Raw genomic sequence first — 14,125 nt, 5'->3', positions numbered from 1 at the left:
GGCATGTGGCCCCTGGCCCGCCCGGAGGCCGGTCCGGGTAAACGCAAGATCAAGAACTGGTCCAGGACCGCGCGCCGACGTCAACACCGTCCTGTAGGCCTCCGGCAACGGCGAGGTGCTGTACGGCGAGACCTTCGACGGGGTCGGCACGCACAAGACGCCCGCCGTGGACACCCAGACCCGGAAGGTGCTGGCGAAGGACCTGCCGGAGGGGAGCATTCCGGCGGTGGACGCGGCGAGCGGGTACGGGTATCTGGCCACGGAGGACGGGTTCTTCGCGTTCGCGCCGGCGTAGGGGAGGGCCGGGGCGCCCTCCCCCAGGGGCCTCACGCGACCCGCGTGAACTCCACCGTCACCTCCGGCGGTCCGCCGGGTACGCCTCGGTAGATGCCCTTGTGCGGGGTGACGTCGTCGTAGTCCCGGCCCCGTCCCACGACCACGTGGGACTCGTCGGCGCGCGTCCGGTTCGTCGGGTCGTAGCCGCACCAGTCGCCCGCCCAGTACTCGACCCAGGCGTGGCTCTGCCCCGCGACCGGCCGGTGCAGCTCCGCCTCCCGCTCGGGGTGGAGGTAGCCGGAGACGTACCGGGTCGGCAGACCCAGGCCCCGCAGCAGGGCGATGGTGAGATGGGCGATGTCCTGGCAGACGCCCGCGCCCTGCTCCCAGGCCTCGGTGGCCGAGGTGTTCACCCCGGTGGCGCCGGGGAGATAGGCGACCCGGTCGGCGACCAGGGCGGAGACCGCGGCGGCCGTCGCGTGCGGGTCGAGGCCGGCGGCCGCCTTGCGCGCCTTCTTGAGGAGCTTCGCGGGGACCGTCGTACGGGCGGTCGGCCCCGCGAACTCCAACAGGCGTGAACTCGTCGTAGCTTCCGCCAGTTCCGTCCAGCCCGGTGGCTCGGGCAGGGGCTCCGGCGGGGCCGTCTCGACCAGGCTGGAGGCCGTGATGGTGAGGTCGGCGTGCGGGTCGAGGAGGTCGAAACCGGTGACCTGGGTCCCCCAGTAGTCCCAGTACGACCAGGTCGCGGTCGCCGGGCTGACGCTGACCCGGGCGTCCAGGGTGGTCTGGCCGGGCAGGGTCAGCGGGGTCATACGGACCTCGTTATGGGAGGAGGCCGCGGGCTGGGCGTACGACACCCGCGTGACGTGCTTGATACGGAGACGACGGGCCACGTCAGGCTCCTTCCTGGGCCCAGATCACGGGCCCCTGGTAGGGGAAGAACCGCTCCGCCACCGCCTCCGCCGAGGCCATGCAGGCCTGCTGCAAGTCCCCGAGGAGCGCCGGAAGCTGATCGGTCAGGGCGGGCGAGTCGAGGTATTCGAGGCGGGTACGCAGCCGGCCGATGGGGCGGCGCGCGGGGTCCTGGCGGGGGCGGCCGAGCGCGCTGAGGCATTCCTCCGCCGTGGTCAGCGCGTGCAGCGCCGAGCGCGGGAAGTCCCGGTCCAGGAGCAGGAATTCGGCCACCCGCGCACTGTCGCCGAAACCGCTGTGCACGCGCGCGTACGCCTCGTCGGCGCCGGACGCGCTCAGCAGCGTCGTCCAGTCCGGCGCGTGCGCGGCGTCCAACACCCGTACCGACAGCAGCCGTACGGTCATGTCCACCCGCTCCAGGCTCCGCCCGAGCACCACGAAACGCCAGCTGTCGTCCCGGCTCATGGTGGAGTCGGCGAGCCCGAAGAACAGCGCGGCACGGGCCCGTACGAGCTCCAGATAGGCGTAGGGGCCGGTACGGCGGGCCGCGCGGCGCTGGTCGGCGAGGGCGTGCCAGGTGGAGTTGAGGCACTCCCACATCTCGGAGGAGACGGCCTCACGGGCGCTGCGCGCGTTGAGCCGGGCGGCCCCGAGCGCGCCCTCGATGGAGCAGGTGGAGCGGGAGTCGAAGGCGAGCTGGTCAAGGACCTGCTGCATGTCGACGCGCTCGGGGCCCGCGTCGACGCCGAGGATCGCGTACAGCGACCGGCAGGCCGCGTCCTCGTCGCGCCAGGGGTCCTCCAGCGTGCGGTGGAGGTAGGCGTCGAGGATGCGCCCGGTGGCGTCGGCCCGCTCGACATAGCGGCCGGTCCAGGTCAGCGCCTCGGCTATCCGGGAGAGGATCACGTCGCTCACTGCTGCTGCGCCCCTTCCTCCACGAAGGCGGGACCGCCGTCGGGACCGAGCTGGCGGGGCGCCACGGCGGGCAGGGTGTCCGGGGCCGGTGCCCCCGGCTCCTCGGCCGGCCCCTCGGCGAGCACCCAGGTGTCCTTGGAGCCGCCGCCCTGGCTGGAGTTGACGATGAGGTTGCCCTCCTGGAGGGCGACGCGGGTGAGGCCGCCGGGCAGGACCCAGACCTCGTTGCCGTCGTTGACGGCGAAGGGTCTGAGGTCGATGTGGCGCGGTGCCATCCGCTCACCGGCGAGGGTGGGCGAGGTGGACAGGGCGACGGGCCGCTGGGCGATGAAGCCGCGGGGGTCGGCGGCGACGGCCCGCCTGGTCCGCTCCAGCGTCCTGGCGTCGGCTTTCGGCCCGATGACGATGCCCTGGCCGCCGGCCCCGTCCACCGGCTTGATGACGAGCTGGTCGATCTGGTCGAGGACGGCGTCGAGCTGCCCGGGTTCGTCGGGCCGGAAGGACTCCACGTTGGGGAGGATCGGTTCCTCGGAGAGGTAGTAGCGGATGAGGTCGGGGACGTAGGTGTAGAGCAGCTTGTCGTCGGCGATGCCGTTGCCGACGGCGTTGGCGAGGGTGACGTTTCCGGCCATCGCGGCGCTCATGATGCCCGGGCAGCCGATGACCGAGTCGGGCCGGAAGTGCAGCGGGTCGAGGAAGTCGTCGTCGAGCCGCCGGTATACGACATGGACCGGCATCTCGCCGCGTGTGGTCCGCATCCAGACCCGGTTGGCCCGGCACACCAGGTCGTGCCCCTCGACCAGCTGCACGCCCATCAGCCGGGCCAGCAGGGCGTGTTCGAAGTAGGCGGCGTTGCTGGGCCCGGGAGTGAGGACGACGACCCGTGGGTCCTCGGTGCCGTCCGGCGCGGCGCTGCGCAGCGCGGCGAGGAGCTTCTGCGCGTATCCGTCGACCGGGAGCACATGCTGCTCGGCGAAGAGGGAGGGGAAGATCCGGGTCATGGCCCGCCGGTTCTCGATGACGTACGAGACGCCGCTGGGGACGCGGACGTTGTCCTCCAGGACCCGGAAGTCGCCTGCCTCGTCCCGTACGAGGTCGATGCCGGCGACGTGGATGCGGACGCCGCCCGGTGGTTCGACCCCGTGGGCGACGCGGTGGAAGTGCGGGGAGTTGAGCAGCAGCCGCCAGGGCACGACCCCGTCCTCGAAGGCCCGGCAGTGCCCGTAGGCGTCGGCGAGATAGGCCTCCAGGGCCCGTACGCGCTGTCCCACGCCGCGCTGGACGAGGTCCCACTCCAGCGCGTCGAGGATCCTCGGTACGAGGTCCAGCGGCCACGGCCGCTCCTCGCCCGCGAAGGCGTAGGTCACGCCCCGGTCGGTGAACGCCCGGGCCATCTGGTCGGCCCGGAAGCGCAGTTCACTCGGCTCGATCGGCTGAAGCGCCGACAGGACCGGCTCATAGGCGGTCCTGACCTCACCCGGCCGCACAAACATCTCGTCCCACGCGTCGGCCAACGCGTACGCGTCAAATATGTCCGCCATGAGGGGACGTTAGATGCGCTGCGTAACGCGGTGATCACCGGTGGATTTCGGGCGGTTCACGCGGAGAAACGGATTCCGGTGGGTACGCGGCGGGTACGGAGGGGGACCATCAGCTTGTTGCAAGGCGGCGGGCGGAGGCACGACGATAGTGGGGCAAATCAGTGGTTTCCCTCGGTCACACCGGCCCGAGCCGTGTTGCGGAGCAGGTCTGGTCCGCGCATAGTTGCGGACCCGTAGGGGTGTGTCCGTGTCACGAGCGCGCGCATGCCGGGCACAAGAGGCTGGATGCGGGGGTGGGCTGGGCGATGGCCGGGCACGCGACGGAAGAGCATCCGCACGGTGCTGACCGACTGTGCGAGGCCGGGGATCGCGTGTATTCCCGGGCCGTACGGCGGGGCCGGGTGCCACGCGTGGACGCGGAGCCGGTGCCGTGCCTGCTGGAGCTGGCGCTTCTCCACCCCGACCCGGACGACATGGACTGGCTGGTCCCGACGTCCCCGCAGGAGGTCATGACCCGGCTGCTGCGCGGCGTCCACGACGAGGTGCGCGCGAGCCAGCGGCGGATGGGCTCGGCCGTGGCGGCGTTCGAGTGGTACGCGGGTCTTGGCCCGCAGTTGGGCGCGGGCGGCGCGGAGGGAACGGCGCTGCGCGTCCTGGACGGTCTGTCCCGCATCCAGGCGGCGATGGACGAGGCGACCCAGGCGTGCACCACGGAGGTGCTGACGGTCCAGCCGGGCGGCATCCGCCCCGAGCACGAACTGACGGAGGGTCTGCACCGGGCGCTGGCGCTACGGGGCCGGGGCGTGCGCATGCGCGACCTGTACACGCACGTGGCCCGCCACGGCCAGGGCCTGCTGAACTATCTGGAGCTGATGGGCGACGCGGTCGAGGCCCGCACCCTCGACGAGGTCATCGACCGCCTCATCCTCTTCGACCGCACGGTGGCGTTCATCCCGGCCAACGCGGACCGCACCCTGGCGCTTGAACTGCGTCACCCGGCGCTGGTGGGCTTCCTGGCCACGGTCTTCGAGCGCCTGTGGCGCCTGGCGATCCCTCTCACCGCCCCCCTCCCCGACACCGGCATCGAGGGCATCTCCCACCGCGAGCAGTCCATCGCGACGCTGCTGGCCGAGGGCCACCAGGACGCGGTGATCGCGGAGCGGCTCGGCATAAGCGTCCGCACCTGCCGGGCCCACATCGCCCGGCTCTCGGAGACCCTGGGCGCCGCCAGCCGCACCCAACTCGGCGTCCGCATCGCCCAGGTGGGCCTGGACAACTCCGCCCGTACCGTCGCCGGTCCCGCCGCCCTCACGATCCCTGATCAAGAATCCCGGACCGTCCGATGAGATACCCGAGCTGAGCCCGGCTCTCACTGCCGAGGGTCGCGGCGAGCTTGGCGATGTGCTCACGGGCGGTGCGGATGTTGAGGCCGAGGCGGTCGGCGATGACGGCGTCGGTGTGGCCCTCGATGAGGAGCGCGGCTATGGCGCGCTGGCGGGGGGTGACGCCGTTGAGGGTGGGCTGCTGGACCGCCCGGGGGTGCATCGGGGTGGCCAGGCGCCAGAGGCGGTCGAACGTGGTGGTGAAGTAGTCGACCATGGCGGGGACGCGGATCTCCAGGGCGAGCGTCCGGTCCGTGCTGGCCGGGATGAAGGCGACGGTACGGTCCACGATGATGAGCCGGTCGGTGACCTCGTCGAGCGAACGGGCCTCGGCGTCCCCGCGCAGCCGCTCGTAGCGGGCGATGACGGCGGGGGAGTGACGCAGGGTGTGCTGGTAGAGGGCCCGGATACGGCCACCGCGGTCGAGCAGCGCCTGGTCCCGGTCCAGGGCGGCGGCCAGCCGGGTCGCGGCCGTGTTGCCGTTGTAGGGCTGGATGGCGAGCAGCTCCACCGAGGCCTCGGCCATGGCGTCGGAGATGGCCTGGTTGATCTGGGCGAAGCCGGTGAGGATGCTGACCGCCGAGGGATCGGTCGCGGTCCGGGGCCCGTCGATCCGCATCAGCGGTTCGAACAGCTCCGCCAGCTGTTCCTCGCGTCGGCGCTCGTCCGCGATCCGCTCCTCGGAGCTGCGCAGCAGCCGGTGGAGGGCGACGGCCGGGGCGACCGGCTCCAGCCGGTCCGGGTCCGTCGCGGCGGCGTGCAGCAGCCCGAAGTCCAGCAGACAGGGGGCCCGCTCGGCGTCGGCGCCGCGTACGTACCCCTCGCGCAGCGCCTGCTCGTACACCTCGGTTCCGGCGGCGCACAGGGTTCCCGCGACGTGCGCCGGATGCGGCGCCGCACTCACTGCTCCGTCTCCTCCTGTTTGAGGATCCCGGACTCGGCGATGAGAAAGCCGAGCTGGGCGCGGCTGCCGCTGCCGAGGGCCGCCGCCAGCTTGGCGATGTGGGCCCGGCAGGTGCGGACGTTCATGCCGAGCCGGCGGGCGATGGCCTCGTCGACGTGGCCGTCGATGAGCAGCTTGGCGATGGTGCGCTGCACTCCGGAGATGCCCTCGGGGGTCGCCTCGTACGGGACCTCCTCCATGAGTGGTGTCGCCCGCTGCCACAGCTGCTCGAAGACCTTGATGAGGTACTGGACCAGGCCGGGGTGGCGCAGTTCCAGGGCGACCTGCCGGTCGTCCTGGGCGGGGATGAACGCGACCGTCGAGTCGCAGATGATGAGCCGCTCGATGAGTTCTTCGAGGGTGCGTATCTCGACCTTGGCGCCGGCCATCTTGTCCATGTACGCGAAGGTGCTCTGGCTGTGCCGGACCGTGTGCTGGTACAGGGTGCGCATGGCGATGCCGCGCTCGATCAGCGGCTTGCTGCGCTTGAGCGCCTGGCTCAGGATGTGTTCCGGCCGACTGCCGCCCGGCTGGACCGTCAGGACCTCGGTGCGGGCCTCGGCTATCGCCACGTCGAGCGCGGAGTGGATGCGGTCGATACCCTCCAGGACCGTGATGGCATGGGTGGTCGCGGGCTTCTGGGCGCTGATCGCGAGGAACGGCTGGAAGGTGTCGGTGAGGTCGAGGGTGAGCCGCCGGCGGTCCTGGATCTCGCGCTCGAGCGGCTGGAGTTGCTGCGCGAGCACGACGGAGGGCGGCACGGGACGCAGCCAACCGGGATCGTCGGGGTCGGGGTGGAGCAGCGCGAATTCGAGCAGACAAGGCGCCGGTTCCACCTCCCCGCGGGAGATGCGTCCGGAGCTGAGTGCGCTTGCGTAGAGGCGCGATCCTTCGGGGCATAGGTCAGTGATGCCGTGAGGATGTGTCGGTTTTGTGCGGTTTATTGGCAAATCTCCACCCCCCAGGGTCCTGAACGTGCAGGAACATGATGCATCTCTTGTGTGGCATTGACGTGCCTGAATGAGCCATCGTCTTGTTTCGCGGGGGAGAGGAAGCCATCAAGTGAGGACGAAGCCGACCATGAATAAGAGAATGCTTCGCTCGGTGCTTGCCGGTGCCGTCGTTGCTCTGACGCTGGCCTTGGGTGCGGCCGGTCCTCTCGGCGACGTCGGCTGGAGTGCCGACAGCAGCGCGGCGGCGAGTTCGCCGGGTGACGTCGGTTGGGACATCCGTGCCTCCTCCCCGGACGTCGGTTGGATCGTCGTGGCGAACGCCAACGGCGCGCAGGACGTGGGCTGGTAGGCGAAATCATGACCACGCCACCCGACGACCGCTCCTTCCGTCGTGAAATGGCCACGGCCTATCGCTCCGGATGGCACTTCATCGACCTGGTCACCGCGATCCCCCACTCCGGTGACTCGTTGATGGTGACCGTCTTCGGCGAGCCGGTCGTCGTCACCCGCGACGACGACGAGGACGTGCGGGCGTACCGGTGTCTGCGGCGGCCTCGGGGGGCGCCGCAGCCTGTGCGGTGTGCCATCCGGTACGGAATGATCTTTGTGAACCTCGACCAACGAGACCATCGGCTGGTGGATTCCGAAACCCCCACCCAACGGACCATCTCAGCCACCCCCCGCAGTGCCTGACGCGATTCCCCCGTCGTAACAGATCGCTCAGGTGCTTCCCCCCGCAGCGGCGTCACCGTGACCTGAACACGGTGACGCCGCTGCAGTTTCCGGGGACATTTCCGGGTATCCGCCCTTTCCCGCACCCCCCGGCCGTGGCTGAAAATCATCAGTCACGGCAGAAACATGCGGCCGCTCAACCGCGCCCCAGTGCCCGCGTCAGCTCGATCTCGATCACCACGCGAGACGGATTCGGCGACGGCACCCGCTCATAGCGCTCGGCATACCGCCGCTCCGCCTCCGCCACCCGCTCCGGCTCCGTGCGGACGTGCGCCCGCCCCTCCAGCGTGGCCCACCGCCGGCCCGCCACCTGGCACACCGCCACCAGGGCGCCGGCCGCCCCCGCAGCCCGGACGTGCCCCGCCTTCGCGCTCGCCTTGTTCGTGATCACCCGGGCCAGCCGGGCCTCCGGGTCGTAGGTCACCCCGACCGGCACCACATGCGGGCTGCCGTCCGGGCGCAGGGTCGTCAGGGTGCACAGGTGCCGCTCCCGCCAGAAGCTGAGATAGAGCGGGTCCGGTGCGCCGGGGTCCAGGGTGTACGTCGCCATGTCCCGGAACTTAACCCCGACAGGCGGGGAACCCGGCCCCCGACCCCCTCCCGAACCGCACCTTGAGTGGAATAGACTCAACTTTGTGTACGTTGACTGAGTCAGTCCAAGGAGAGTCATCAACACCGAGGAGGAGCACGAGAACGTGGACGCCGAGCTGACCAACCGGAGCCGGGACGCGATCAACGCGGCCGAGAAGCGCGCCGCCGCCGAGGGGCACGCGGACCTGACCCCCGCCCATCTGCTGCTCGCCCTGCTCCAGGGGCAGGACAACGAGAACATCGTCGATCTGCTGGCCGCCGTCGAGGCCGACCTCGCCGCCGTGCGCGCCGGAGCCGAGAAGATCCTCGCCGGTCTGCCCAGCGTGACCGGCTCCACCGTGGCGCCCCCGCAGCCCAACCGCGAGCTGCTCGCCGTCGTCAGCGACGCCGCCGCCCGCGCCAAGGACCTCGGCGACGAGTACCTCTCCACGGAGCACCTCCTCATCGGCACCGCCGCCAAGGGCGGCCAGGCCGGGGACGTACTCTCCTCCCAGGGGGCCGACGCCAGGAAGTTGCAGGACGCCTTCCAGAAGGCGAGGGGAGGGAGAAGGGTGACCACACCCGACCCCGAGGGTTCCTACAAGGCCCTCGAGAAGTTCGGTACCGACTTCACGGCCGCCGCCCGCGAGGGGAAGCTCGACCCCGTCATCGGACGGGACCAGGAGATCCGCCGGGTGGTGCAGGTGCTGTCCCGCCGCACCAAGAACAACCCCGTCCTCATCGGCGAGCCCGGCGTCGGCAAGACCGCCGTCGTCGAGGGTCTCGCCCAGCGGATCGTGAAGGGGGACGTGCCCGAGTCGCTGAAGAACAAGCGGCTCGTCGCCCTCGACCTCGGCGCCATGGTCGCCGGCGCGAAGTACCGCGGCGAGTTCGAGGAGCGCCTCAAGACCGTCCTCGCCGAGATCAAGGACTCCGACGGCCAGATCATCACCTTCATCGACGAACTGCACACCGTCGTGGGCGCCGGCGCGGGCGGCGACTCCGCCATGGACGCGGGCAACATGCTCAAGCCGATGCTCGCCCGCGGTGAGCTGCGCATGGTCGGCGCCACCACCCTCGACGAGTACCGCGAGCGGATCGAGAAGGACCCGGCGCTGGAACGCCGCTTCCAGCAGGTGCTGGTCGCCGAGCCGACCGTCGAGGACACCATCGCCATCCTGCGCGGACTCAAGGGGCGCTACGAGGCCCACCACAAGGTCCAGATCGCCGACAGCGCGCTGGTCGCCGCCGCGACCCTCTCCGACCGCTACATCACCTCCCGCTTCCTCCCCGACAAGGCCATCGACCTCGTCGACGAGTCCGCCTCCCGGCTCCGCATGGAGATCGACTCCTCCCCCGTCGAGATCGACGAACTCCAGCGCTCCGTCGACCGGTTGAAGATGGAGGAGCTGGCCCTGGAGAAGGAGACCGACCCGGCCTCCCGCGAACGCCTGGAGAAGCTGCGCCGCGACCTCGCCGACAAGGAGGAGGAGCTGCGGGGCCTGACCGCCCGCTGGGAGAAGGAGAAGCAGTCCCTCAACCGCGTAGGCGAACTCAAGGAGAAATTGGACGAGTTGCGCGGCCAGGCCGAACGCGCCCAGCGCGACGGCGACTTCGACACCGCCAGCAAGCTGCTGTACGGCGAGATCCCCACGCTGGAACGGGACCTGGCGGAAGCCTCGCAGGCCGAGGAGGAGGCCGCGAAGGACACCATGGTCAAGGAGGAGGTCGGCTCCGACGACATCGCCGACGTCGTCGCCGCCTGGACCGGCATCCCGGCCGGCCGCCTCCTGGAGGGCGAGACCCAGAAACTCCTGCGCATGGAGGAGGAGTTGGGCCGCCGCCTCATCGGCCAGGCGGAGGCGGTCCAAGCGGTCTCCGACGCCGTACGCCGCACCCGCGCCGGCATCGCCGACCCCGACCGCCCCACCGGCTCCTTCCTCTTCCTCGGCCCCACGGGCGTCGGCAAGACCGAACTGGCCAAGGCCCTGGCCGACTTCCTCTTCGACGACGAACGCGCCATGATCCGCATCGACATGTCGGAGTACGGCGAGAAGCACAGCGTCGCCCGTCTCGTGGGCGCGCCCCCCGGCTACGTCGGCTACGAGGAGGGCGGCCAGCTCACGGAGGCGGTCCGGCGCCGCCCGTACAGCGTGGTGCTGCTGGACGAGGTCGAGAAGGCCCACCCCGAGGTCTTCGACATCCTGCTCCAGGTGCTGGACGACGGACGCCTCACCGACGGCCAGGGCCGCACGGTCGACTTCCGCAACACGATCCTCGTCCTGACCTCCAACCTGGGCAGCCAGTTCCTGGTCGACCCGATCACCACCGAGCAGGAGAAGAAGGAACAGGTCCTGGAGGTGGTCCGCACCGCCTTCAAGCCGGAGTTCCTCAACCGCCTCGACGACCTGGTCGTCTTCTCGGCCCTGTCCAAGGACGAGCTGAGCCGTATCGCCCGCCTCCAGATCAACCGCCTGGCGGCCCGTCTGGCCGAACGCCGCCTCACCCTGGAGATCACCGACGAGGCCCTGACCTGGCTCGCCGACGAGGGCAACGACCCGGCCTACGGCGCCCGCCCCCTGCGCCGCCTGGTCCAGACCGCCATCGGCGACCGCCTCGCCAAGGAGATCCTGGCGGGCGAGATCAAGGACGGCGACACGGTCCGCGTCGACACCTTCGAAAACGGCCTGATCGTCGGCCCGACCACGGGCAAGACGCTCTGACCGGGGGTACCCGGACCCCTGGCGACCGGATCAAGTCAGCCCACGGCTGACAGGCCCCGCCGGGGGTTGCCACGCCCCTCCCCGCATGGGGGAGGATGGCGGAATCCGTACGAAGGGAAAAACACGGTGAGCATCGACCCGTCCTCGATTCCGAACTTCGGGGGCCAGCCCGAGCCGCAGCCCCAAGGACCGGCGGGCCCCGTCGTCCCGGATCAGGACCTCGTGAAGCAGCTCCTGGAGCAGATGGAGCTGAAGTACGTCGTTGACGAAGAGGGTGACCTCGCGGCGCCGTGGGAGCAGTTCCGTACGTATTTCATGTTCCGGGGTGAGGGCGACCAGCAGGTCTTCTCCGTCCGGACGTTCTACGACCGGCCCCACAAGATCGACGAGAAGCCGCAGCTGCTCGAGTCCATCGACGACTGGAACCGGCGCACCCTGTGGCCCAAGGTCTACACGCACACGCACGACGACGGCACCGTCCGCCTCATCGGTGAGGCGCAGATGCTGATCGGCACCGGTGTGAGCCTGGAGCACTTCGTGTCGTCGACGGTCAGCTGGGTGCGGGCCGCGATCGAGTTCGACAAGTGGCTCGTGGAGCAGCTGGGCCTGGAGCAGGAGATCAACGACGCCGAGCAGCCCGAGGGTGACGCCGACGGCGACGAGTAGGACCTGAAGATCCGCTACAGCGGCGTATCCGCCAGTACGACCAGATACGCCCCGTAGGCGAACGAGAGCCCGGCCAGGGCACCGGTCACCGCGACCGCGTGCCAGGGCCGGGCTCTCGCCGTGCGGACCAGGGCCCGGGCGAGCGGGAGCAGCAGCGGGAACGCGGGGAGCAGGAAGCGGGGCTTGGACTCGAAGAAGCCGGAGCCGCCGAGGGTGATGAGCAGGAGTACGGCGGTGTAGAGGGCGAGGGGGAGCGGGGGGCGGTCCAGGAGGAGCAGGGCGTACAGGAGGGCCGCCGCGGCGACGATCAGCAGGGTCATCGGGAAGACCAGGCGGTCGCCCTGGAGGACGACGTGGCGCGCGAAGCGCAGCGAGCCGCGGCCGAGGTCGAAGGTGGAGCCCCAGCCGCGCTGCACCGCGAAGTAGCCGCCGAGCAGGTCGCCCCTGCGGTGGCCGACCCAGAGGGCGTACGCCAGCCAGCCCAGCGGGGCGAGCGCCGCGCCCGTCCACAGGCTGTGGGTAACTTTTCGGCGCCGCCGGACGGTCTGGAAGATCTCGTACGCCGCCGTCGCCAGCACCGCCGCCGCCACCGCGAACCCGTTCGGCCGGGACAGCCCGGCGAGCGCGGCCAGCGTGCCCGCCCACAGCCAGCGGCGGCTGAGGACGGCGTACAGCGACCAGGCGGCGAACGCGGTCAGTACGGGTTCCGTGTACGCCATCGACAGCACGACCGAGTGCGGCAGCAGGGCCCACAGGAGTACGAGGGCGGTGCCCACCGCCCGGCCGTGCAGCCGGGCGCCGATCGCGTAGATGCCGCAGGCCGCCGCCGCGGCCGCCGTCCAGGAGATGAGCAGGCCCGCCGCAGGGCCGCCCAGCGGGCCGGCCTCGCTCACGGCGCGTACCAGCGCCGGGTAGAGCGGGAAGAAGGCGAGGTCGCTGTAGACGACGCCGGGGCGCGGGTGGAGGGTGTGGCCGTAGCCGTGCGCGGCGATGCCGAGATACCAGCGGGAGTCCCACGATCGGCCGAGCAGGGTGAGCGGATGGTGGCCGGTGGCCCAGGCGGTCGCGGCGAGCACGGCCAGTCCGGTGAGCCGCGCGAGGGCGAACAGGCCGAGCGCCACCGCGAGGGGGTGGCGCGACCTGGTGCGTTCGGCGGTGCCGGGCTGTGTGACGGTGGGCGGCGCGAGCGTGCTGACATGGGTCACATCAGCACATTGCATAAGAACTCAGGCATAAGCGAGCATCGTGCGCCCAGTGTCTGCTCGCCGGGGCGGCGTCAGCCCGCCAGTGCCTTCAGCCGCTTCGTCGCCTCCTCCAGCACCCCCGTCCGCTTGCAGAACGCGAACCGCACGAAGGGGGCGCCCGCCTCCCGGTGGTCGTAGAAGACCGCGTTGGGGATGGCGACGACCCCGGCGCGTTCCGGCAGCGCGCGGCAGAAGGCGAAACCGTCGGTCTCTCCGAGGGGGCGGATGTCGGTGGTGATGAAGTAGGTGCCGGCGGTCCGGAACACCCCGAAGCCGGCCTCCGTCAGTCCCGCCGCCAGCAGGTCGCGCTTGGCGCGCATGTCCGCGCGGAACGCCTCGAAGTAGCTGTCCGGCAGCGCGAGCGCCTCGGCGACGGCGTACTGGAAGGGGCCGGAGGCGACGTACGTCAGGAACTGCTTCGCCGACCGCACCGCGCTGACCAGGGACGGCGAGCCGGTCACCCAGCCGACCTTCCAGCCGGTGAAGGAGAAGGTCTTGCCGGCCGAGCCGATCGTGACCGTACGGTCGCGCATGCCGGGGAGGGTCGCGAGCGGGATGTGCTCGGCGTCGTCGAAGACCAGGTGTTCGTACACCTCGTCGGTGACGACCAGGAGATCCCGCTCGACCGCCAGCTCGGCGATCGCCGTGAGCTCCTCGCGGGTGAGGACCGTGCCGGTGGGGTTGTGCGGTGTGTTGATCAGCAGCAGCCGGGTCCTGTCCGTCACGGCCGCGCGCAGCTCGTCGAGGTCGAGGCGGAAGCTGTCGCCGTCCGGGCGCAGGGTGACCGGGACGCGGGTGCCGCCCGCCATGGCGATGCAGGCCGCGTAGGAGTCGTAGTACGGCTCGAAGGCGATGACCTCGTCGCCGGGCTCCAGCAGCGCCAGCAGCGCGGCGGCGATCGCCTCCGTGGCGCCCGCCGTCACCAGGACCTCCGTGTCGGGGTCGTACGACAGTTCGTATCGCCGCTGCTGGTGCGACGTGATCGCGGTGCGCAGTTCGGGGACGCCGGGACCAGGCGGGTACTGGTTGCCGCGCCCGTCGCGCAGCGCCCGCACGGCCGCCTCCCGGATCTCCTCGGGGCCGTCCGTGTCGGGGAAACCCTGGCCGAGGTTGATCGAGCCGGTCTGCACGGCGAGCGCGGACATCTCGGCGAAGATCGTCGTCCCGAACTCGGCGAGCCGGCGGTTGAGGTGCGGGCGTGCGGTGGAGGTCATGGCGGTCATCCTGCGCCCAAGCTCTGGACTTCCTCAACTCTGCTTTGGCTGATG

The 14,125-nt window shown here is 70.8% G+C and carries 14 protein-coding genes; 6 read left to right on the top strand and 8 right to left on the bottom strand.

Annotated features, from left to right (window positions below):
- Nucleotides 1–115: 115 nt before the first annotated feature.
- Nucleotides 116–295, top strand: a complete 180-nt coding sequence (locus ACIHIX_RS10275; protein WP_399952632.1) for a hypothetical protein — start codon at nucleotides 116–118, stop codon at nucleotides 293–295.
- Between the two features lie 31 nt (nucleotides 296–326).
- Here the strand turns inward: ACIHIX_RS10275 and ACIHIX_RS10270 are convergent, their stop codons facing one another.
- Genes ACIHIX_RS10270 through ACIHIX_RS10260 form a run of 3 tightly spaced genes read right to left on the bottom strand, consistent with a single transcriptional unit; the run spans nucleotide 327 to nucleotide 3,644 of the window.
- Nucleotides 327–1,169: a transglutaminase domain-containing protein gene (locus tag ACIHIX_RS10270; RefSeq protein ID WP_399952629.1), complete on the bottom strand. Its 843-nt coding sequence runs from the start codon at nucleotides 1,167–1,169 to the stop codon at nucleotides 327–329.
- Nucleotide 1,170: 1 nt separating this feature from the next.
- Nucleotides 1,171–2,103: an alpha-E domain-containing protein gene (locus ACIHIX_RS10265; protein ID WP_399952626.1), complete on the bottom strand. Its 933-nt coding sequence runs from the start codon at nucleotides 2,101–2,103 to the stop codon at nucleotides 1,171–1,173.
- Nucleotides 2,100–3,644, bottom strand: a complete 1,545-nt coding sequence (locus ACIHIX_RS10260; protein ID WP_399952623.1) for a circularly permuted type 2 ATP-grasp protein — start codon at nucleotides 3,642–3,644, stop codon at nucleotides 2,100–2,102. Before ACIHIX_RS10260 ends, ACIHIX_RS10265 begins: the two co-directional genes overlap by 4 nt.
- Nucleotides 3,645–3,949: 305 nt before the next feature.
- On the opposite strand from ACIHIX_RS10260, the gene ACIHIX_RS10255 reads away from it, so the two are divergent.
- Nucleotides 3,950–4,990, top strand: coding sequence for a LuxR C-terminal-related transcriptional regulator (locus tag ACIHIX_RS10255; RefSeq protein ID WP_399952620.1), 1,041 nt, complete (start codon nucleotides 3,950–3,952; stop codon nucleotides 4,988–4,990).
- On the opposite strand, the gene ACIHIX_RS10250 is transcribed toward ACIHIX_RS10255, so the two are convergent.
- Nucleotides 4,953–5,930: a helix-turn-helix transcriptional regulator gene (locus ACIHIX_RS10250; RefSeq protein ID WP_399952618.1), complete on the bottom strand. Its 978-nt coding sequence runs from the start codon at nucleotides 5,928–5,930 to the stop codon at nucleotides 4,953–4,955. The genes ACIHIX_RS10255 and ACIHIX_RS10250 overlap by 38 nt on opposite strands.
- Nucleotides 5,927–6,934, bottom strand: coding sequence for a helix-turn-helix transcriptional regulator (locus ACIHIX_RS10245; protein ID WP_399953759.1), 1,008 nt, complete (start codon nucleotides 6,932–6,934; stop codon nucleotides 5,927–5,929). The genes ACIHIX_RS10250 and ACIHIX_RS10245 overlap by 4 nt, the downstream gene beginning before the upstream one ends.
- 115 nt (nucleotides 6,935–7,049) lie before the next feature.
- Between ACIHIX_RS10245 and ACIHIX_RS10240 the strand changes: the two genes are divergently transcribed.
- Both ACIHIX_RS10240 and ACIHIX_RS10235 read left to right on the top strand, forming a co-directional pair.
- Nucleotides 7,050–7,271 (top strand): hypothetical protein, encoded by a 222-nt coding sequence (locus ACIHIX_RS10240; protein ID WP_399952616.1) that lies wholly within the window; start codon nucleotides 7,050–7,052, stop codon nucleotides 7,269–7,271.
- 8 nt (nucleotides 7,272–7,279) lie between these two features.
- Entirely contained in the window at nucleotides 7,280–7,615 is a 336-nt protein-coding gene (locus ACIHIX_RS10235; RefSeq protein WP_329336666.1) for a hypothetical protein, read from the top strand.
- Between the two features lie 175 nt (nucleotides 7,616–7,790).
- Here the strand turns inward: ACIHIX_RS10235 and ACIHIX_RS10230 are convergent, their stop codons facing one another.
- Nucleotides 7,791–8,204, bottom strand: a complete 414-nt coding sequence (locus ACIHIX_RS10230; RefSeq protein WP_399952614.1) for a pyridoxamine 5'-phosphate oxidase family protein — start codon at nucleotides 8,202–8,204, stop codon at nucleotides 7,791–7,793.
- Between the two features lie 145 nt (nucleotides 8,205–8,349).
- Between ACIHIX_RS10230 and clpB the strand changes: the two genes are divergently transcribed.
- The gene (gene clpB, locus ACIHIX_RS10225) at nucleotides 8,350–10,947 is read left to right on the top strand and encodes an ATP-dependent chaperone ClpB (RefSeq protein ID WP_399952612.1); all 2,598 of its coding nucleotides are present in this window, start codon (nucleotides 8,350–8,352) and stop codon (nucleotides 10,945–10,947) included.
- A 126-nt stretch (nucleotides 10,948–11,073) separates the two neighbouring features.
- Nucleotides 11,074–11,613: a YbjN domain-containing protein gene (locus ACIHIX_RS10220; RefSeq protein WP_399952610.1), complete on the top strand. Its 540-nt coding sequence runs from the start codon at nucleotides 11,074–11,076 to the stop codon at nucleotides 11,611–11,613.
- Nucleotides 11,614–11,627: 14 nt separating this feature from the next.
- On the opposite strand, the gene ACIHIX_RS10215 is transcribed toward ACIHIX_RS10220, so the two are convergent.
- Nucleotides 11,628–12,818 (bottom strand): hypothetical protein, encoded by a 1,191-nt coding sequence (locus ACIHIX_RS10215; RefSeq protein ID WP_399952608.1) that lies wholly within the window; start codon nucleotides 12,816–12,818, stop codon nucleotides 11,628–11,630.
- Between the two features lie 71 nt (nucleotides 12,819–12,889).
- Nucleotides 12,890–14,080, bottom strand: a complete 1,191-nt coding sequence (locus tag ACIHIX_RS10210) for a pyridoxal phosphate-dependent aminotransferase (RefSeq protein WP_399952606.1) — start codon at nucleotides 14,078–14,080, stop codon at nucleotides 12,890–12,892.
- Nucleotides 14,081–14,125 lie beyond the last annotated feature (45 nt).

Origin of the sequence: Streptomyces sp. NPDC051913 (assembly GCF_044593635.1) — a bacterium.
GTDB lineage: Bacteria > Actinomycetota > Actinomycetes > Streptomycetales > Streptomycetaceae > Streptomyces.
Note: the sequence above shows the minus strand (reverse complement) of the source record. Positions and strands in the feature narration are given on the sequence as shown.

Coding starts and splice junctions, on each gene's coding strand:
- ACIHIX_RS10235 (WP_329336666.1), top strand. CDS start 7,280: ATGACCACGCCACCCGACGACCGCTCCTTCCGTCGTGAAATGGCCACG.
- ACIHIX_RS10240 (WP_399952616.1), top strand. CDS start 7,050: ATGAATAAGAGAATGCTTCGCTCGGTGCTTGCCGGTGCCGTCGTTGCT.
- ACIHIX_RS10255 (WP_399952620.1), top strand. CDS start 3,950: ATGGCCGGGCACGCGACGGAAGAGCATCCGCACGGTGCTGACCGACTG.
- ACIHIX_RS10260 (WP_399952623.1), bottom strand. CDS start 3,644: ATGGCGGACATATTTGACGCGTACGCGTTGGCCGACGCGTGGGACGAG.
- ACIHIX_RS10210 (WP_399952606.1), bottom strand. CDS start 14,080: ATGACCGCCATGACCTCCACCGCACGCCCGCACCTCAACCGCCGGCTC.
- ACIHIX_RS10230 (WP_399952614.1), bottom strand. CDS start 8,204: ATGGCGACGTACACCCTGGACCCCGGCGCACCGGACCCGCTCTATCTC.